This is a genomic window from Arthrobacter sp. NPDC093125 (assembly GCF_044754225.1).
Lineage (GTDB): Bacteria > Actinomycetota > Actinomycetes > Actinomycetales > Micrococcaceae > Arthrobacter.
In genome coordinates, this window is the sequence record NZ_JBIVOQ010000007.1 from 39,786 (window position 1) to 57,818 (window position 18,033).

The 18,033-nt window shown below is 62.6% G+C and carries 14 protein-coding genes and 3 pseudogenes; 7 read left to right on the forward strand and 10 right to left on the reverse strand.

The window, feature by feature from the left end:
* Positions 1 to 24: 24 nt before the first annotated feature.
* The 4 genes from ACIP9X_RS14280 to ACIP9X_RS14295 all read right to left on the reverse strand — a co-directional run bounded on the left by ACIP9X_RS14280 (position 25) and on the right by ACIP9X_RS14295 (position 4,960).
* The gene (locus ACIP9X_RS14280; protein WP_400480409.1) at positions 25 to 1,185 is read right to left on the reverse strand and encodes a glycerate kinase; all 1,161 of its coding nucleotides are present in this window, start codon (positions 1,183 to 1,185) and stop codon (positions 25 to 27) included.
* Position 1,186: 1 nt separating this feature from the next.
* Positions 1,187 to 2,671 carry a C4-dicarboxylate transporter DctA gene (gene dctA / locus ACIP9X_RS14285; RefSeq protein ID WP_400480410.1) on the reverse strand — a complete coding sequence of 495 codons (1,485 nt, stop codon included), beginning with the start codon at positions 2,669 to 2,671 and terminating at the stop codon, positions 1,187 to 1,189.
* A gap of 141 nt (positions 2,672 to 2,812) precedes the next feature.
* Positions 2,813 to 3,910, reverse strand: a complete 1,098-nt coding sequence (locus tag ACIP9X_RS14290) for a tartrate dehydrogenase (RefSeq protein WP_400480411.1) — start codon at positions 3,908 to 3,910, stop codon at positions 2,813 to 2,815.
* A gap of 126 nt (positions 3,911 to 4,036) precedes the next feature.
* Entirely contained in the window at positions 4,037 to 4,960 is a 924-nt protein-coding gene (locus tag ACIP9X_RS14295; protein ID WP_400480412.1) for a LysR family transcriptional regulator, read from the reverse strand.
* A gap of 284 nt (positions 4,961 to 5,244) precedes the next feature.
* Between ACIP9X_RS14295 and ACIP9X_RS14300 the strand changes: the two are divergent.
* Positions 5,245 to 5,477, forward strand: a pseudogene (locus ACIP9X_RS14300) (hypothetical protein); the annotation flags it as partial.
* Here ACIP9X_RS14300 and ACIP9X_RS14305 read toward each other — a convergent pair.
* Positions 5,474 to 5,908, reverse strand: a complete 435-nt coding sequence (locus tag ACIP9X_RS14305; RefSeq protein ID WP_400480413.1) for a hypothetical protein — start codon at positions 5,906 to 5,908, stop codon at positions 5,474 to 5,476. The pseudogene ACIP9X_RS14300 and the gene ACIP9X_RS14305 sit on opposite strands and share 4 nt — an antisense overlap.
* 196 nt (positions 5,909 to 6,104) lie before the next feature.
* On the reverse strand, positions 6,105 to 7,772 hold the full coding sequence (locus ACIP9X_RS14310) for an SLC13 family permease (RefSeq protein WP_400480414.1): 1,668 nt from the start codon (positions 7,770 to 7,772) through the stop codon (positions 6,105 to 6,107).
* 1,093 nt (positions 7,773 to 8,865) lie between these two features.
* On the opposite strand from ACIP9X_RS14310, the gene ACIP9X_RS14315 reads away from it, so the two are divergent.
* The 3 genes from ACIP9X_RS14315 (at position 8,866) to ACIP9X_RS14325 (ending at position 10,160) form a co-directional block, all read left to right on the forward strand.
* The gene (locus ACIP9X_RS14315; protein ID WP_400480536.1) at positions 8,866 to 9,027 is read left to right on the forward strand and encodes a hypothetical protein; all 162 of its coding nucleotides are present in this window, start codon (positions 8,866 to 8,868) and stop codon (positions 9,025 to 9,027) included.
* Between the two features lie 34 nt (positions 9,028 to 9,061).
* Complete coding sequence (locus tag ACIP9X_RS14320) at positions 9,062 to 9,325, forward strand: hypothetical protein (protein WP_400480415.1); 264 nt, start codon at positions 9,062 to 9,064, stop codon at positions 9,323 to 9,325.
* Positions 9,326 to 9,482: 157 nt separating this feature from the next.
* The gene (locus tag ACIP9X_RS14325) at positions 9,483 to 10,160 is read left to right on the forward strand and encodes a GntR family transcriptional regulator (protein ID WP_400480416.1); all 678 of its coding nucleotides are present in this window, start codon (positions 9,483 to 9,485) and stop codon (positions 10,158 to 10,160) included.
* Positions 10,161 to 10,166: 6 nt separating this feature from the next.
* Here the strand turns inward: ACIP9X_RS14325 and ACIP9X_RS14330 are convergent.
* The 4 genes and pseudogenes from ACIP9X_RS14330 to ACIP9X_RS14345 all read right to left on the reverse strand — a co-directional run.
* A pseudogene (locus tag ACIP9X_RS14330) lies at positions 10,167 to 10,847 on the reverse strand (IS5 family transposase); the annotation flags it as partial.
* A gap of 419 nt (positions 10,848 to 11,266) precedes the next feature.
* Positions 11,267 to 11,461 (reverse strand): hypothetical protein, encoded by a 195-nt coding sequence (locus ACIP9X_RS14335; RefSeq protein ID WP_400480417.1) that lies wholly within the window; start codon positions 11,459 to 11,461, stop codon positions 11,267 to 11,269.
* Between the two features lie 373 nt (positions 11,462 to 11,834).
* Positions 11,835 to 12,267, reverse strand: a pseudogene (locus ACIP9X_RS14340) (recombinase family protein).
* Between the two features lie 466 nt (positions 12,268 to 12,733).
* Positions 12,734 to 13,762 (reverse strand): LacI family DNA-binding transcriptional regulator, encoded by a 1,029-nt coding sequence (locus ACIP9X_RS14345; RefSeq protein ID WP_400480418.1) that lies wholly within the window; start codon positions 13,760 to 13,762, stop codon positions 12,734 to 12,736.
* A 421-nt stretch (positions 13,763 to 14,183) separates the two neighbouring features.
* On the opposite strand from ACIP9X_RS14345, the gene ACIP9X_RS14350 reads away from it, so the two are divergent.
* From ACIP9X_RS14350 to ACIP9X_RS14360, 3 genes are all read left to right on the forward strand, one after another.
* Positions 14,184 to 15,275, forward strand: coding sequence for a sugar ABC transporter substrate-binding protein (locus tag ACIP9X_RS14350; RefSeq protein ID WP_400480419.1), 1,092 nt, complete (start codon positions 14,184 to 14,186; stop codon positions 15,273 to 15,275).
* Positions 15,276 to 15,344: 69 nt separating this feature from the next.
* Positions 15,345 to 16,922 carry a sugar ABC transporter ATP-binding protein gene (locus ACIP9X_RS14355; RefSeq protein WP_400480420.1) on the forward strand — a complete coding sequence of 526 codons (1,578 nt, stop codon included), beginning with the start codon at positions 15,345 to 15,347 and terminating at the stop codon, positions 16,920 to 16,922.
* 39 nt (positions 16,923 to 16,961) lie between these two features.
* On the forward strand, positions 16,962 to 18,020 hold the full coding sequence (locus ACIP9X_RS14360; protein WP_400480421.1) for an ABC transporter permease: 1,059 nt from the start codon (positions 16,962 to 16,964) through the stop codon (positions 18,018 to 18,020).
* The last annotated feature ends 13 nt before the right edge of the window (positions 18,021 to 18,033 follow it).

Consider the following 18,033-nt stretch of genomic DNA (forward strand, 5'->3'; position numbering starts at 1 on the left):
GTTCCTGCAGCTGGTTTCCACTGTCTACAGGAGGCTTGTTCCGATGTCCTTGCCGATCTGGCGGAGCAGCGTGGCGGAAAGTTCGGGGTCTTTGGAGGAGTCCTGGTCTGTGTATTCGGTCAGGGTATAGACCCGGGTCAGCGTCATTTCTGACCATCGCTCCTTGGGAAGGAGGGAGCGGCCGGCGACGGCGATGATGGGACGGGTGCCTGATCGTCGCGCCACGGCGGCGGGCAGCTTCCCCGCCAGGGTCTGCTCGTCGATGCTGCCTTCTCCGGTGATCACCACATCGCAGCTGTCCTTGCGGGTGTTGAAGTCCAGCAGGTCCAGGAAGTAGTCGGCTCCGGATACCTGTTTGGCGCCGAGCAGCAGGCAGGCGTAGCCGATGCCGCCGGCGCTTCCGGCGCCTTCATGTGCTGCAAGGGACTCCGCGTCGGCGAATCCGGCTTCTGCCATTTGGTTCACGAAGTGCCCCAAACTGTCGTCGAGGAATGCGATTTCCTCGGCTGTGGCACCCTTTTGTGGGGCGAAGACCGCCGGTGCGCCGTTGGGGCCGCGGAGGGGGTTGTGGACGTCGCTTGCGACGACGAGTTCGGTGTCTTGCAGTTCCGGGAGCGCAGTGCGGTGAACGGAATGGACCTGTCCCAACGCTGCTCCGCTGCCGTAGAGCTGGCGTCCTGCGGAGTCGTGGAAGCTGTAGCCCAGGGCGGTGAGCATTCCCATGCCGCCGTCGGTGCTGGCACTGCCGCCCAGTGCCAGCACGATTCTTGCAGGGTTAAGGCTGAGCGCGAACAGGACCGCTTCACCGAATCCGCGGCTGGAGGAGTTCAGTGCCTCCGGTTTGCCTTCCGGCAGCAGTCCGAGTCCGCAGGTGTTGGCCACCTCGACGACGGCTGTGGTGCCGTCGAACGCGATGCTGGCCTGTACGGGTTGGCCCGTGGGGCCGGCAACGGTGTAGCTGTGGCGGGTGAAGCCGGAGGCGACGGCGGCGTCGACGCTGCCGTCACCTCCGTCCGCCAGGGGAAGCAGTTCGCACTGAACCGCTCCGACCGTGCCTGGGACGTCAGCGGCGGTGCGAAGCCCTGTTGCCAGGGCCTGCGCTACTTCGCTGGCCGTTAGGCTGCCCTTGAACTTGTCGGGGGCGATAAGGGTCCGCACGGTTCTGGGGGCGGTAGTTGTGCTCATGTCAGACGGTTTCCGAGTAGGCGGGGCGTCGGTCAGTTGTCGATACGAGATCCGGGACCGGTTCTGCGTGCTTGGCAGTGGTTTCCTTGGGCCCATGGTGTCCGTACTCGGTCAAGTCGTCATCGATGTCAATGACTTCGTCCAGGTGGATCGGGTCCTCGGACGGCATGGGCTCCACGGCTTCGCCGGCGAAGACGCGCCGGGCGCGGTCTGCGTCCAGGGTGCGGTCCCACCAGGCGATGAAGAGGGTAGCAACGGCGTTACCGGTGAAGTTGACCAGGGCGCGGCATTCGGACATGAACTTGTCGATGCCGAAGATGAGCATGATGCCGGCGGCAGGGATGGTGCCGAGGGTGGTCAGGGTGGCGGTGAGGGCGATGAAGCCGCCGCCGGCGACGCCTGCTGCGCCCTTGGAGGTCAGGAGCATCACGGCGAGCAGGCCCAGCTGCTCGCCGATGGTCAGGTCGGTGTTGGTGGCCTGGGCGATGTAGAGGGCGGCCAGGGACAGGTAGATGGCGGCGCCGTCGAGGTTGAAGCTGTAGCCGGTGGGGACGACCAGGCCCACGGTCTCTTTCTTGACGCCGGCGTGCTCGAGCTTGCGCATCAGGCCCGGGAGGGCGGGTTCGGCGGTGGAGGTGCCCAGGATGAGCATGTACTCCTCTTTGAGGTGGCGGATCATCGTGAAGATGTTCAGCTTCAGGAAGAGCATGATGGAGCCGAGCACGATCACCACGAAGAGGATTGAGGTGATGTAGAACAGGGCGATGAGCCCGCCCATGCTGGTCAGGGAGGAGACACCGAACTTGCCGACGGCGTATGCCATGGCGCCGAAGGCACCGATGGGGGCGGCCTTCATGATGAAGCTCAGGATCTTGAACATGACCCCGGTGAGGCGCTGCACGCCGTCCAGGACGGGGGCGCCGACCTTGCCCATGGCGTTCAGGGCGATGCCGAAGATGACGGCGATGAAGATGATCTGGAGGATGTTGCCCTCAACGAAGGGGGAGACCATGCTTTCCGGGATGATGTGGGTGAGGAACTGCCACCATTCCTGGTTTGCCCCGGCGTCGATCAGCTTCGCGGCGGATTCGGAAGTCTCGATGCTGCCTGCGTCGGCGTTGACGCCGTCGCCCAGCCGGAAGATGTTGATGGCCACCAGGCCGAAGATCATGGCCAGGATGGTGCCGACCTGGAAGTAGGTCAGGGCCTTCAGGCCGGTCATGCCGACTTTCTTGAGGTCCGCGACGCTGGCGATGCCGCCCACGATGGTCAGGAACACGATGGGGCCGATGAGCATCTTCATCGCGTCCACGAATGTGGTTCCGATGGGTTCCATGGCGATGCCGACACTTGGGGCGAGCCAGCCGACGAGTATGCCGATGACGATGGCGGTCAGTACCCAGAAATACAGTTGGCGGTACAAAGGTGTTTTGCGGGCCGCGTTTTGTGCTGTAGCCGCGCTGCCGGCGGAGGTGCTGTGATCCATGATTCCTACCTCGTTGTGGAATGTAGCTGGAAGTTCTTGATGAAGGTGGGCATGACGGAGTGGACGGCGGCGGTGTTCTGCCGCCGTCCACTCCGGGTTATCTGACCGCCGGGATCGTCCCTGGCCGGTCGCGCGTTCTGGCTAGACGGCGGCCAGGGTGCTGGTCAGGGCCTTGATGATCGCCTCGGTGACATCGTCGGTGTTGGCGTTCCCGCCGACGTCGCGGGTCAGGTGGCCGGAACCGGTGGCAGCTTCGATGGCAGCTTCAACCTTGCGTGCTTCCTCGTGCAGGCCGAAGTGGTCCAGCATCAGTGCAGCGGAGGCGATGGCGCCGATCGGGTTGCTGATGCCCTGCCCGGCGATGTCCGGGGCGGAACCGTGGACCGGTTCGAACATGGACGGGAAGCGGCGCTCCGGGTTCAGGTTGGCGCTGGCGGCCAGGCCCAGGCTGCCGGCAACCGCTGAGCCCAGGTCCGAGAGGATGTCGGCATTGAGGTTGGAGGCCACGACGACTGACAGGTCCTCGGGCTTGAGGATGAACTTGGCGCTCATTGCGTCCACGAGGACGCTTTCGGTCTGCACGTCCGGGTAGTCCAGGGCCACGCGGTTGAAGACTTCGTCCCAGAGGACCATGCCGTATTGCTGGGCGTTGGACTTGGTGACGGAGGAAACCTTTTTCACGGTGCGGGTCCGGGCGAGGTCGAAGGCGAAGCGCATGATGCGCTCACAGCCCTTCTCGGTAAACAGTGCAGTCTGCAGGGCTACCTCGTTGCCGGGGCCGCGGCCGCTCAGGTTCCGGCCGCCGAGGCCGGCGTATTCGCCTTCGCTGTTTTCACGGACAACGACCCAGTCGAGCTCGGTGTTGTCTGCCTTGCGCAGCGGGGACTGGACACCGGGGAGGAACTTGACGGGGCGGATGTTGGCCCACTGGTCGAAGTTCTGGGTGATGTTCAGGCGCAGGCCCCAGAGGCTGATGTGGTCCGGGACGTTCTCCCAGCCGACGGCGCCGAAGTAGATCGCATCGAAGTTCTTCAGCGTCTCCAGGCCATCGTCGGCCATCATCTTGCCGGTTTCTGCGTAGTAGCCGCAGCCCCAGGGGAACTCGGTCCAGTCAAAGGCGAACTTGCCATTGGAGTTCGCTGCCAGGGCGTCCAGGACGCGGCGGCCAGCGGAGACAACTTCCTTGCCCACACCGTCTGCGGGGATTGCTGCGATGCTGAATTTTTCGGTGGCGCTCATGTGCCTACCTCCTCGTTGAGTATTTAGCAGTGAGCCTGTTAGCGGGGTCACACTGTTCTTCCTCTTCAAGTAGACGGCCTGCTCCTATGGGGCGTCCAAGACTAAGATTCGATACGGCATATAGGCTCAGCCTATCGATGCAGATGGGTCCGCGGTTTCCGGGTCTGGAGAGGCGTGGAGTTTTGCCACTGTTAGGAAGGCCCGGGCAGCGGGGGTGAGGTCTTCTTTCCGGCTGAGGACCGCAACGTCCAGGTGGGAGACGGGTTCGATGAGCAGGGTTCTGAGTCCTGATTTGTGGGCCAGCGGTGCCCAGGATGAAGGCATGACCGCGTGGCCCACGCCCGCGAGAACGAGCGGCAGGATCGAGGTCCGGTGGGCGACTTCGACCACAATTTCGGTGTCGACGCCGTGGGCCAGCGCGTCATCAACGAGCCAGCGCATCAGGGATCCGCGTTGGCTCGCGATCAGTCGGTGGCCTCCCAAGTCTTCTCGTTGGATGGACGTTCCGGGGTTGAAGGTGTCGGCCTGGGGATTGACGATGAGAATCAGGGGCTGGCGTTCCAGTTCAAGGACCTGGACTCCTGGGACCCGGACCGGTGTGGGGGAGCCTGCAAGGCCGATCTCCGTGCTGCCTGAGCGGACGGAGTCGATAACTTCTTCCGGTGTGAAGGCGGCACTGACATTAAGCCTGACCGAAGGGTGCTGCCGGGTGAAGCCGGCGATCATGGACGTCAGCGGCTCAATGCCGGGGGAGGGCATCGAAATGATGTCCAGCCGGCCACTTCGGATCCCGCGAAGAGCCTGGACTGCCGAGGCCGCCGCGTCGAGATCCCGCATGACCAGTCTGGCTGGGCCGACGAGTTCTTTGCCCGCTTCGCTGAGGACGGCGCGGCGGCCGATGCGGTGGAACAGTGGCACGCCCAGGTCCTTCTCCAGACTCGCGATGGTCTGCGAGAGCGAGGGCTGGGCGATCAGCAAATGCTCTGCCGCGCGGTTGAACCCGTCGTGATCTACCACGGCCAAAAAGTACTTCAGCTTTCGCGTATCCACGCAGCTCCTTCACGCGTTTTCGAACCTTGGGTTTGGCAGCAACGCCCTTGAGCGGCCCTCTCCGGGACGACGGGCAGCCATGAGCCTAAATAGGCTACGCCTATCAGCCGGTTTGCTTCTAGGGCTTGGCCGCATTCCCAAGCAGTGGCTCTCATGGACGATATAGCGACCACTTCAGGGGCCGCAGCTGCCCCGAAGGTTGGGTCGGCTCGCCCGCTGTGCGTCATCAGGCGGCCGGGATCCGCGTACGAGAACGATACGCGAACGGCCGCGCCACGATCTGAAACGAGAAGAATCTGGTGCTCTACGTCTCCTACGACAACGAGTTCGGTGGCAGCTGCCAGGTGGTCCGCGTCCGGAAGAAATGGTCGGCGTGACCCGCCGTCTGCTGGTGCCGCCGGGTTTGCGCGGCCGCCCGAATGCCCGCTCAAAGAGCCTTGGGGCGGTACGGGGTTCAGCCTTTACCAGGCCGGGACTGCCCGGCATGACGCCACCAGCTCCGCAGAGTTGCTTCTAAAGTTTTGAGTCCAGGAATGTGGTGTATCCCTCGGCCCGGTCCAAAAGGCGACGCCCGGCGCAGCTGTCCTGCAACAGCCACAAGTACCGCCCGTCGTCGGAGATGTCGTCCACGCGTCCCATGATTCGCGGGTTTCGCTTATCTGATGTCAGGAGCACGACGGTGTCCCCGGGGGTCAGCTCGCGCCAGTTGCCTATTTCCTTGCGCAGGCGGCTGGAGAGCATGGGGTGGGGAGTGCGGGGATTCGAGATGTACATGCCGTGCCCTTCGTTTTTATCAAGGTCAATGCTCAGGTGATTGGCGAGAGTGTTTGATGTGCCGTTTTCCTGGCGGGAAGGAAGATAAAACCCGGCACGGGCCCCCGAGTTTCGGGTGCGTGTTGCGGTTCCGCGTGCCCGCGCCGGGAGAACTATCGCTTCAACGGTTCCCACTGGAGGGGCCTATCCTTGGAGCAAGCTGACACTTTTTGCCGGTCCCTGTCCCCTTGCGCAGCATCGCCCGCCTATCGGCCGACCTGGCGGCCAGTCATGGTGAGTGTTCCGATTTCCAGGACAAGCTGCGGGAGAACCGGACAGGTCCACAGCCTGCCCCTTGAGGTGGCTGCGGATCTGACCGGTTGGTTCTGGCTTATCTGCCGATGCCCGTGATACCGACCATGATCGGGACGATGCTGATGATGAGGATTGCGCCGAGGATATCGAATGTGAATCCGGTGCGGACCATGCGGGTGATGGGAACGGCGCCTGAGCCGTAGACGATGGCGTTCTGGGGTGTTGAGACCGGCAGCATGAACCCGAAGGATGCTGCGAATGTGGCTGCCAGGGCGGGGACAAGGGGGTCTACTCCCATTGCGACACACAATGGGATGACGATGGGAACAACGACGGCAGCGGATGCGGTGTTGCTGGTGGTTTCCGAGATGAGGATTGCCAGGATTGCCGCGAATGCGGTGATAGCTACGATGTTGGTGACGCCGAGGTTCGCGGCGGCAGCGTTCCCGATCGTTTGGGCAAGGCCGGTGGCCGAAAGGAGGGCGCCGAAGATGATGCCCGTACCGAACAGGATGATCGTTCCCCAGTCGATCTTTGCGGCGTCTGACCAGGTCATGGTCGCGCGGCGTTCCTTCCAGTTGGTCGGAAGGATAAAGAGCAGGGATGCGCCGATCACGGCAACGATGCCTTCGTCCAGCCGGTCGTCAAGGAACGCATAGAGCTCGGAGTCCGGACCGGTGATGAGGCTTGCGATTGCCGGGAGGAGCCACAGCGTGACAGTCAGGCCGAAAGCGATGAGGGTGTTGATTTCGGCCCGGGACATCTTTCCCTGCTCGGCCTTCTGTTCGCGGATGAATTTGTCCACGCCTTCGATGCGGCGGATTTCGGGCTTGTTCAGCAGGAACATGATGAGTGCGAGCACGACGAACATTGCTGCGCAGACTGGAGCCACTGTGGCTGTCCATTGAACGAAGGAAATCTTGGTACCGGTTGCTTCCTCGATAAGTCCGCGGCCGATGAGGTTCGGGGGGGCTCCGACGGGGGTCAGGAGGCCACCTACGCTGGCGCCGTAGGCGAGCATCAGCATCAGGGCCGCTCCCACGCGCAGGCGCAGCGGGTCGAAGTCTGCCTTGACGACGCCGCGGTCCTGCATCAGTTTTGCGATGACGGCCAGGATACCCAGGGCGGTGGGCATGAGCATGGCGACGGTGGCGGTGTTTGAAACGAACGCGGACAGGACGCAGGTGATTGCGCCGAAGGCGATGATGACCCGGTAGGTGGATTTGGCGACACCGGGAATGGACAAAACGGCGAAGGCGAGCCGTTGGGCTATGCCGTGTTTGAGCATGGCTGCAGCGAGTATAAAGGCGCCAATAAAGGTAAAAATGGTTGTCGAGCCAAAGGGTCGCAGCACCTCATTGGCTGGTGCCACGCCAAGTAGGACGACGGCAGCGACACCGATGAGTCCGCCGACCGGGATGGGTACCGGTTCGCAGATCCACAGGATAATGACGCCGAGCAAGACGGCTGCAAGCAGCTGCTGGGTGTGATCCATCCCGGTGGGGAGGAGCGCGAAAATAATGGATACTGCCGGTGCCAGAAAGAATCCGAGTGTTTGTCGGGCTTTCTCGAACTTTTCTTCCCTCGGAGTCAGCTTCTGTTCACTCAGGCTCCGGAACGTCTTACCGCCAAGTAAGGCTGCTCGAACATCGGTCCGTTGAGGTGAGGGGCCGGCTTCTGAGGGTGCCGTTAGCTTGCTGGACATCATCGTCCTTTCGTCGTAGGGGTTGGACCCACTGTGCATCCGTGACCCGAATCACGTCCAAGACCAATTCCCTACTAGCCTGATAGGGAAAACCAATCTAAGCCCCCTTAGCGGCCTCTTCGGCCTATTGAAAGGGTTCCCGGCAAGTGGTGACCGCTGCGGCAGCAAGCGTCGGTTCCCGTCCCTGAACGACAGACAGACGGCACGGACGTCATAGGCGATTGTGAACGCGTGACCCGGTCGCCTCCACAACGACGATGCATCCGTACGGCTCTGGCACCCGGGAAGGCTACTTGGGCGACGAGGTTGATGCCGCAAGAGAGCCGTTGGGGTAAGCTCGCGCAGCAGTAGCGGGTGGATAACCTACGAGAATTGGCGCCGGTTGTAGGCGGCGGCAGTTTACTTTGACGCTGGAAACAATTCCCGCCGTTTCTGCCACCCAGGTGAGAAGAGATGTTTGTGAGACTTGCTGCACTCGGCGCTTCAAACGGCTGATTGTCTCGTGGCAGTGCTTCTCAAGTACTCGCGTCGTTCTGTTGGTTGAAACTTGGTTGTGGGACAAGCTGAAGTATGGACTAGGCGAAGGGGGCCAGTTAGGGCAGTCCGCCGTGCAAAGAGACTTCATACAGCCTGGCCGTTTTTGGTCTAACCTGTTTCTACTGGCGCCGATTCGCCCGCTGCTGGCCCCGTTTCTGCTGTCCAAAGCTTTGGACGATTGCCGTGGCGTCTCAAAGTGCTAATCGGCCAAGGTGAATCCGTAGTGATCCACAACTGCGAAAAAGTACTTGAGCTTACGGGTGTCCATGCCAGCTCTTTCGCCGGTTCGGTCTCTTGGGCTTCCCACGCGGTCTAATTGCCGGCCCAAAGGGAACGGTGCGATGCCGCGCTGAGGCATAGATAGCCTACGCCTATCAGGCGCATCGCATCTAGGTCTTGGACGCCCGTTCCGGATAGCCGTTGTAATGGAACGGGCAGAGTCAACACCAAGCAAAAACAGTCTGCAGGAGCACAGGCGGATGGCCGGATGTCCCGCCCCGCAACACGATTGGGCACGGGCACCCGCACACGAGGACGTATGCGGTTGAACCAAGGAAGGTAGTTCTGTGAACCAGACGTCAGATTCTTGTCCGCTATGAACATCCTCAAGGCACACCGCTTTGCCCGCCGGATGAGCAAGGACGAGCTCCTGCTCGAGGAAACGGCACCCCTGCTGGACACCCTCGCGAAGGCTGCCATGAACCCGCCCTCCTTTCCCGTCCGGCAGCCAGCCCGGACTCTCGCGCTGGCTCTCTAAACACCCAGCCTCAGTACCCTCCCAGGGAGCCCCAATGGACACGTCCTACACCCAGACTTCCCGCCCGACCCACTACGGTTACCGGCGACCGGTCGTGACCAGCTGGTGCGAGCTAACGCCGGGCGACACCATCGTTCTGCTGGGTCCGGAGAAAGGAAAAGCCCGGATAACGGGAATGGTCGACGCCATCTCCGCCGACGGCTCCCTCATGTGGCTGCTGCAGGACAATTGTGCGGGCCGCCGCATGTTCCACCAGCCCGACGGCTACAAAACACTCCTCGATCCTAGGCCCGCCTGATCCACAGCAGAGGAAGCCCAACAAGATTTCGTCGGACCGGATCCAGGTTCCTTCGATGACACTGGTGAGGATGGTGGGCTGGTAGAAGTAGCCCGGCCCGTCCACTCGGGAGTCGCCGACGACGGCAGTGGCCCCGGCATTAGAGTAAGGAGTTTTCGTGACGACTCGGCTAGTGACTGCATCCCTCGTGGCGACCATCGCGGATGACATCCGGTCCCGGATTCTGGGTGGCGAATGCCCGGGCGAAACCACATTCACAGAAACGGATGTCGCTACTCGCTATGAAGTGGCGCGCCCTACCGCGAAGGCAGCAATAGAGAAGCTCGTCTCCGAGGCGGTGCTGGAACGGCCCATGAGCAAGACAGCAAGAGTCATCAAACTCGGACCTGAAGACGTCCGCGACATCTACTTCACGCGCGCACGGCTTGAAAAGGCGGTCCTCCTGCAGTTGGCCCAGGCGCGGTCAGTACCGCCCGGAGCATTAGCGGCGCAACAGGAACTGAAACGGCTGGACGGCAACTCCGGCTTTGGTACGGTCGACCCAGCAGACCTGCGCTTTCACATGGCGCTGGTGGACAGCATCGGCAGTCCAAGAACCAGCCGCATGTACGGCTCGCTCGTCTCCCAGGTCAAGCTCTGCATGGCCCAGATCCAGGACCTCCAGCTCGTCCAGCCCGCACGCATCATCAAAGAACACCAACACCTGCTCGAACTTATTGAAGCCGGCGACGGAGCCGCCGCCGGCACGTTCCTCGACGAGCATCTCAGCCGCCCCAGAGAGCGGCTCGTGGCCGCAGTCGGCGGAGTGCCAGGCCCGGAAGCATTCCCCCACTAAGGGCGTGTCTCCTAAAGTGGCCAGGCCTCGCCACTGCTTGAAGGTATTGAGGTTCCGTTCGACGACGTTCCGGCCCTTGTAGTCCTATTTGTCAAAGAGCGGGGTCTGCCGCCGACCGAACCGCGTCGTTTCCGATGGCCGATTTGATCGGCCGGTTCTGGGATGTCCGCGGCGATTCCGCGTCCGCGCAGAAGGCTCCGGATCGCCCGGGATGAATAAGCCTTGTCTCCGCGAACACGGTGCGTGGCCTTCCCGGACCCGCCCGATTGATTTTCAACTGGTCGATCAAAATGCGGGAACATGGGCGCATCTCCGCCCTGCCCTGGCGCGACCAACAGCACCAAAGGCCGGCCCTTGCCGTCAACCAGGGCATGGATTTTCGTGCTCAATCCGCCGTGGGAACGGCCAATCGCATGATCGGCCGGTTCATCGCGCAGATTCATGTAATTCGATGGGGCCCCCTGTGGCGCGGGGAAGGTTCGTGCCGTGGTGGTGGGCACGATTCACTGTCGAGTCAACCGAGACCGACCGACCAATGCACTTCCCCCTGGGCGTCCGCCACAGTCAGCAGCCCGGCAAGGATCCTGTCCCATGTACCGTCGCCGCTATAGCGGCGGTGCCGCTTCCAAATCGTCTGCCACGGACGAACTCCGCCGGCACGTCACGCCAGGCGATCCCGCACCGATAGACACGCGGTCGGACGGCTTCAGCGGCATGCAGGCCAAGGTGGCGGGCCGATCACAGGGCGACAGTCGTGATTTCCGCTCGGTTGAGGTAATCACGCCTATGGGTCCTCGGCAAGCGCATGCCAGACAAAGGGAGAGCGGTAGCAATGCATGCATTCCCTTGTGCCCCACATGCGCGACCTGATCGATAAGAAAGCCCCCTTTAAACGATCCTATGACGGAGACAAGACAATAGGCGCGCTTCCGGCTCCTGGTGGCGTGCGTTTGTGGGCGTGGAGCAGCAGCCCGTGCACGATCAAGCTCGGAGGTACTGGCGGAGGCCGGGAATGGCGAAGTCAACCTTCCCATATCCGGCTGATTCGATCAGACCCGCTGCTATAAGCCTGTTCCGGTACTTCGAGACCACATTGGGTTTGGACCTTATGCCTGCCCGATCTGGGCGGCGGTCGACGGGCCGTCCTGGCCGGCCATGGCATTGAGGAACTCACGGTCCTTGTCGGAGATGTCCGACAGGGCTGATTCGACCACAACCAATGTGTTCCGTCGCTGAGCGGCGACGATGGCAGTTTGAACATTCTCCTCGTTTAAGGTCCAGCCTGCCTTGTCGGCTTCCATCCAGAGGTAATAGCCGACGAGTTGAGTGAGGAAGGGGTAGCCTTCAGTGGCTTCCGCCGCCTGACCAGAGCGGGGGAGACGTCAATTCCGCCCTTGCCGAAAAGCTCCTGGTAGGAAGTAGTGACTTCAACGATGGCCGCTTCATGAAGGTTTATCCTGTCGGCCCTGCGGAGGAAGGTGGCTACACCAGGGCAGCCAGCAGCCTGACGCAGTACCTCGACGCCAGCGCAGAGATGCAGGAGCACGTGACGATTGACAGGGGTTTGGGAACCCCTTTTGCGGCCACTCCTCCGCCCATTTTCAAACGCCGATAACCGCCTTCCGTCAAGCTGGCTCGGCTGTTCTTGCATCAGCGTGGGTTGCAGGGAGCCTGTCAGGGCAGTTTGGCTTGGCGCAGGTACTGGTACACCGTTTCCCTGCTGATGCCGTAGTCACTGGCGAGGACGGATTTGGGGATTCCATTCGCTGCCCGCTGGACCAGCTCGGCCGCCCGTTCCGGTGTGAGGGTCTTCTTCCGTCCACGGTAGGCGCCGCGCTGCTTGGCCAGGGCGATGCCTTCCCGCTGCCGTTCCCTGATGAGGGAGCGTTCGAATTCGGCGAAGGCATGACGGAGAGCATGAGGTTGGCCATGGGGGAGTCCTCCCCGGTGAAGAACAACCGTTCCGTTCGGTGAGCTCCGGTCTGGTCGTGTCCCTGCCCGAGGCTTTGTCCGTGAAGACCCGGTCCAAAATCTGGCCGTCAAGCTGGCGTTTTTCGTTCTGGTCAAGGGTGCTGACCCGCACGTACCCGATCCGCTGTCCAGCCACTGATGCCTCCAACCCCGTCGCCCTGTCAGCTTGAGTTCTAGGGCCTTCCGAGAAGAACGTCAAGACATCCCGGGTTCAGACCGTCAGGTTGGGGTGTGCCTCGAACTGACGGCAGATCAAGTCGTACAAACGCTGGCTGACATCCTGGTTTTAGTTCCGCAGCCGGTGGCCGTCGCGACGTACCTCGACCGTGTACCCGACGAGATGCTTCCATTCACCGCTCACTGGGGCCTGTTCTCTTCCGCCTTCAATTAGCAGGTCCGCTCCATTGTTGTTCCGAAAGGCACCTGATCTGACAGCGTGGCGGTGTATGCACCGGGTCCGTGGCGTGTGACGAGTATTCCGTGTGTTCGGGTGCGCATTGCCACTGCCTGAAGTTGTTTCACAGCGACTTCGAGCTTTTCATCAAGTCGTCGACTCGTCACGTGAATACGGATGGCATCATCATCGAACGCTTGGGTTTCATTTACTTGATGAAGCGCCATGTGGCGTCGGCCGCTGTCGGGGAGCCACTTCCGGGAGCTGCTGTGCTTTGGCGGATCACGAGCCGGGCGGGGACGATGGTGGCGCCAGGTTCCGTGGTGTTGGTGCGGATTTGCTGGAGGACGTTGTCGACGCATTGCTTGCCGACGTCGGCGAAGTTCTGGCGGACAGTGGTGAGCGGGGGTGTAAAGGAGGAAGCTTCGGGAACGTCATCGAAGCCGACCAGACTGATGTCTTCGGGGACGGCTTTCCCTTTTTCGCGGAAGGCCCGAAGCAGGCCCAGGGCCATGTGGTCGTTGGAAGCGAACACCGCCGTGCAGCCGGCTTCGTCGGCGAGCCGGAGCCCGGCAGCGTAGCCTGAGTCCGCTGACCAGTCGCCGCGGACGACGGGCGGGACGGATCGCCCTGCGGCGGTGAGGGTGGTGCGCCAGGCGGCCGCGCGGCGTTCGCTGGTGACGGATTCCTTGGGGCCGGCGACGTGCCAAACGGTGGCGTGACCGAGGTCCAAGAGGTGTTTGACGGCTCTGCCGGTGCCGTCGATCTGATCGGTGTCCACCACGCTGTACTGCTCGCCGGCGTCGGAGTCGACGACGACGACCTTCACCCCCGGCGGCAAGGTGACCGTGGCCGTGTCGAGGAGATGGACCTCCATGATGGCGATCACCGCGTCGACGGCGAGTTCGCCCAGCCGCGAGAACGCGCCCTGAATGCCGGTCTGTGTCGGGGCGGTGACCGGGATCAGCGTGATGGCGAAGTCTTGCTGGGCTGCATGCAGGGCAATGGCCTCCAGGGTGCGCATGTTTCCCAGTGAGGACAGCGAGAACGTGATCACCCCGATGGTCCGGAAACTGCCGCGCCTCAGTGCCCGTGCGGCACTGTTGGGCCGGTACCCCAGCTCATTCATCGCAGCAATGACATGCCGCCTGGTGGCAGCGCGCACGTCAGGACTGCCGTTCGCCACCCGGGACACGGTCTGGGTCGAGACTCCTGCCAACACTGCGACATCCACCATCGACACACGGTTATCGGCCGTCTTGGCGGGTTCCGCGACCGCATTTTTCAGTCGGGCGTCCGCGCCGAGCCGACGGACGGAGGCCGCGTTTGTACTTTCGAGTCGCCCCCGTTGTCCCAGGGGCCGGTTCCCATCAAGATCCGCGCACATGTGTCCTACTTAGTTGGCCGCGAGTCGTTTCGCGGGCATTCGCGTGAAGAATAGCCATGAGTTAGCGATAAATCAGCAAACTTACTAACACCGCTGTTCAAAGTTTGGGTCAGCGATCCCCCAAGTTTGCAGGAGTTTTGCGCCTGATTCCAGTGGACATCAGAAACTTCAATGGATTTCCTCAAAACGCTTGATAGTGCGCTAACTCGAACTGTAACGTGGCTCACGTAGCCCCGAGGTGGGGTGTCACGAACACAAGGGAGTGTTGTTCATGCAGAAAACTACAACTGGTATTCCTCGGAACAAAAAACTTGGCAGGGCTGCTCTGTGCGCTTCTGTCCTGACGGTCGCGATGCTTGGGCTTGCTGGCTGTAAGGGCGGCGCTGCCGCGGACGGCGGGGGTGAGAAGGCCTCCGGCGAGGGGCTGGTCATCGGTTGGAGCCAGCGCGGCATCAGCGGCAGTGACTGGTGGAAGACTCTCGTTGAGGGCGGCCAGGCCGAGGCGGGCAAGATCGGGGCGCGTCTGGAATTGCTGGACGCCAACGGTGACACGGTGCGGCAAAACGCCGACGTGCAGACCCTGATCACTAAGGGCGTGGACGTGGTCGTTATGAACCCAAATGATCCGATTGGCGTCGGCCCGTCAATTCAGGCTCTGAAGGATGCGGGCATACCCGTTGTGACAGTCAATTCGAGCGTAGACAAGTCCCTGGTTCCGGACATGTTCTGTTACGTCGCCGAGGATCAGGAGCATACCGGCTCCCTGGCCGGCGAAGTGGCTGCACAGCGGGCGCTGGAGAAGTACGGCGAGAAGGGACAGATCAAGATCGTCGGCATCGGCGGCTTCCCCGGAGATGTGCTCAGCGACCTTCGGTTCAACGGTTTCATGGCCGGTTGGAAGCGCGTAATGGACAAGCACCCCGGCGTCACTACCGTGAAGCTTGACACCAAGTACGGGGAGTGGAAACCGGACAAGGCCTTGGCCCCGATCCGTGACGTCGCTACCGCCAATCCCGACCTCAAGGTCATCTACAGCATGAGTGATGTCATGCATGGCGGCATCGTCCAGGGCCTGCAGCAGGCCGGCTTGTGGGGTGATGGGATCATCATGGCCAGCTACGACGGGGGCATGGGTGCCATCAAGGAGATGGTGGACAACCCAAAGGGACCGCTGCAGGCGGACGCGTCCAACCAGCCGTGGGACCAGGGAGCTGCAGCCGTGCGCATGGCAGTTGCCGCTGCCCAGGGTGACCAGTCCCAGTGCCCGGACAAGACCAAGTACATCGATACGACCGTGGTTACGCCCGCTGACGCGGCCAAATACTACGTCCCCGGAGACACCTACGTCCGCGCCAAGGACTAAACCTGCCGGCCCGGACAGCAATCTTCAGCCGGCCCGCTCGGCTCCGAAAGTCCCAGATAAGGAACATTTATGTCCGCCAACAACCAGGCACCGGTGACGTCAGCCACCGGGACCGCGGGGGAATCCCTTTCAAGTGCCCCAGAGCTCGAACTCGAGGGCATCACCAAGTCTTACCCTGGCGTGAAGGCGCTGAAGGGCGTCAGCTTCAGCGTCGGCCGCGGATCGATCCATGCGTTGGCCGGACAAAACGGGGCCGGCAAGTCCACGCTCGTCAAGATCCTTTCCGGCGCCGAATCTCCGGACTCCGGGAGCATCCGCCTAGGTGGCGAGCTCCAGCGGTTCCGGGATCCAATGGACGCCCAGCATGCTGGTATTCACACCATCTACCAGGAACTCTCGCTCGTTCCTTCCCTGTCCGTAGCCGAGAATATCTTCCTAGGCCAGCTGCCACTGCGCGGCGGCGCGGCCGTGGACTGGCAGCGGATGCAGGCACAGGCCCGGGCGGCCCTGGACCGGGTCGGCTTCGACTTGGACGTACGCCGCCCCGTCGGCAGCTACTCCACCGCAGAGCAGCAGGCCGTGGAGTTGGCTAAGGCCTTGCACAAGGACGCGCGGGTCCTATTGCTGGACGAGCCCACGTCCACGTTGCCTATGCCCGACGTTGAACGGCTCTTCACCGTCCTCAAGTCCCTGTCCGAACAGGGCGTGACGCTCCTGTACATCTCCCACCGCATGGACGAGCTTTTTTCGCTCTGTGATGCGGTAACCGTGCTGCGCGACGGCGTGAACGCCGCCGACTTGAAGACGGCAAACTCCAAGCCCGCCGACGTCGTTACGGCAATGGTCGGAAAGAGTCTCGAAGGTTCCATTGCCGACGCAGCCCTCCGCGGGGAACGCTCGCCACGCCTCGGCCCTGGCCCCCGTGAAAACGTCATCCTCTCCACCCGCGACCTCTCCGAGCACGGGTCCGTGGACCAGGTCTCGTTCGAGCTGCGCGAGGGCGAAGTCCTCGGCCTCTCCGGGCTCATCGGCAGCGGCCAGTCCGAGCTCGCAGGCCTCATAGCCGGCGCACGGAAGCGCACCTCCGGCGAGATGAGCGTCGACGGGCAGGCGGTGGAATTCCGTGCGCCACGGGATGCGATCCGCCGCGGCATCGGGTTGCTGCCGCAGGACCGGAAAGCAGCAGGCTTCATCCCTGACATGGGTGTGGCCGGCAACATCACCTTGGCCAGCCTGCCGCAGTTCAGCCGGCTGAGCGTGATCCAGTCCCGGCGCGAGCGCAGCACCGCGGCCGACATGGTCGACCGCCTCGGCATGAAGGTCTCCGGGGTGAACCAGCCCCTGAAAACACTGAGTGGCGGAACCCAGCAGAAGGCCATCCTGGCCCGGTGGCTCGTCCGCCAGTCACGCATCCTCGTATGCGACGAACCGACCCGCGGCGTGGACGTCGGGGCCAAGGAAGACATGTACGAGCTCATCCGCGAATTCGCGCAGGCCGGAGGAACCGTCGTCGTGGCGAGCTCGGAGATCACCGAGGCGATGATGTGCGACCGCGTCCTCGTAATGGCCCGCGGCCGAGTCGTCGCAGAACTCGACCACGACGACATCGACCCATCCGGCAACGCCATCCTCGAACGCTTCGCCTGACGGCGCCATCCAGCAGACTTTCTATCCAGGAGAACAACCATGTCCCGGACCCTGTCGCCCCTGCCCCAGCGCAGTGACACCACGTCCCCATCCCCAAGTATCGCCTCGCGACTACGTGGCAGCGCCCTGCGCGCCCTGCCAAAGAGCTACCTGATCCTCGTCCTCCTCGCGATCATCGCGGTGGGCTATTACGTCTCCGACGACTTCCTGACGTTCCGCAACGCCGAAAACGTGATCACGGCCGCATCGATCGTCGTCGTACTCGCCATCGGCCAATACTTCGTCATCCTGACGGGCGGCATCGACCTCTCCGTAGGGTCGATCCTGGCCATGTCCACGGTCCTTACGGCACTGACCCTGCAGGCCGGAATGCCCGCCGGCGCATCCGTCGTGTTCGTGCTTGCCTGCTGCGCTGTCGCCGGACTGATCAACGGCATCCTCGTCGTGTGGTTGAACATCCCCCCGTTCATCGCAACGCTCGCCATGATGAGCGCCGTCAAGGGCTTCAGCTACATCATCCAGTCGACCAGCCTGATCGAGATCCGCGACCAGGAGCTCATTCAGGCCTTCTCCCGCGGCAGCTTCCTCGGCATCCGCAACCCCGTCCTGATCTTCATCATCGTTGCGGTGGTCGCAGCGCTCGTGGCTAAGTACACGACGTTCGGCCGCTCCCTCTACGCGATCGGCGGCAACCCTGAAGCCTCGCGGCTTTCGGGCCTGCCGGTCGCGCGGAACCTGATCGTCACCTACACCATCTCGGGCGTCCTCGCGGGCCTGGCAGGCCTCGTCGCCGCGGCCCAGCTACGGCAGGGAAGCTCGCTTATCGGCGTAGGTTACGAACTCGACGCCATCGCAGCCGTGGTTGTGGGCGGCGCCTCCCTCATGGGCGGCAAGGGCGATCCGCTGAACGCGGTGATCGGCGTGTTCATCCTGACGACCATTATCAACATCATGAACCTCGTCGGAATCTCCTCCGAGCCGCAGCTGGTGATCAAGGGCGCAGTGATCATCCTCGCCGTCTTCCTCTCCAGCGCAGGCGGCGTCCAAAGGATCTCCGGCTTCTTCTCCAAACATTTCCGGCGCACCCAAGCTGCTTAGAACCCAGGCCGCT

Excerpts from the sequence above, each read along its gene's own strand:
- ACIP9X_RS14280 (WP_400480409.1), bottom strand. The coding sequence starts at position 1,185 with ATGAGCACAACTACCGCCCCCAGAACCGTGCGGACCCTTATCGCCCCC.
- dctA (WP_400480410.1), bottom strand. The coding sequence starts at position 2,671 with ATGGATCACAGCACCTCCGCCGGCAGCGCGGCTACAGCACAAAACGCG.
- ACIP9X_RS14290 (WP_400480411.1), bottom strand. The coding sequence starts at position 3,910 with ATGAGCGCCACCGAAAAATTCAGCATCGCAGCAATCCCCGCAGACGGT.
- ACIP9X_RS14310 (WP_400480414.1), bottom strand. The coding sequence starts at position 7,772 with ATGCACAGTGGGTCCAACCCCTACGACGAAAGGACGATGATGTCCAGC.
- ACIP9X_RS14315 (WP_400480536.1), top strand. The coding sequence starts at position 8,866 with ATGAACATCCTCAAGGCACACCGCTTTGCCCGCCGGATGAGCAAGGAC.
- ACIP9X_RS14320 (WP_400480415.1), top strand. The coding sequence starts at position 9,062 with ATGGACACGTCCTACACCCAGACTTCCCGCCCGACCCACTACGGTTAC.
- ACIP9X_RS14335 (WP_400480417.1), bottom strand. The coding sequence starts at position 11,461 with ATGGAAGCCGACAAGGCAGGCTGGACCTTAAACGAGGAGAATGTTCAA.
- ACIP9X_RS14345 (WP_400480418.1), bottom strand. The coding sequence starts at position 13,762 with ATGGTGGATGTCGCAGTGTTGGCAGGAGTCTCGACCCAGACCGTGTCC.
- ACIP9X_RS14350 (WP_400480419.1), top strand. The coding sequence starts at position 14,184 with ATGCAGAAAACTACAACTGGTATTCCTCGGAACAAAAAACTTGGCAGG.
- ACIP9X_RS14355 (WP_400480420.1), top strand. The coding sequence starts at position 15,345 with ATGTCCGCCAACAACCAGGCACCGGTGACGTCAGCCACCGGGACCGCG.
- ACIP9X_RS14360 (WP_400480421.1), top strand. The coding sequence starts at position 16,962 with ATGTCCCGGACCCTGTCGCCCCTGCCCCAGCGCAGTGACACCACGTCC.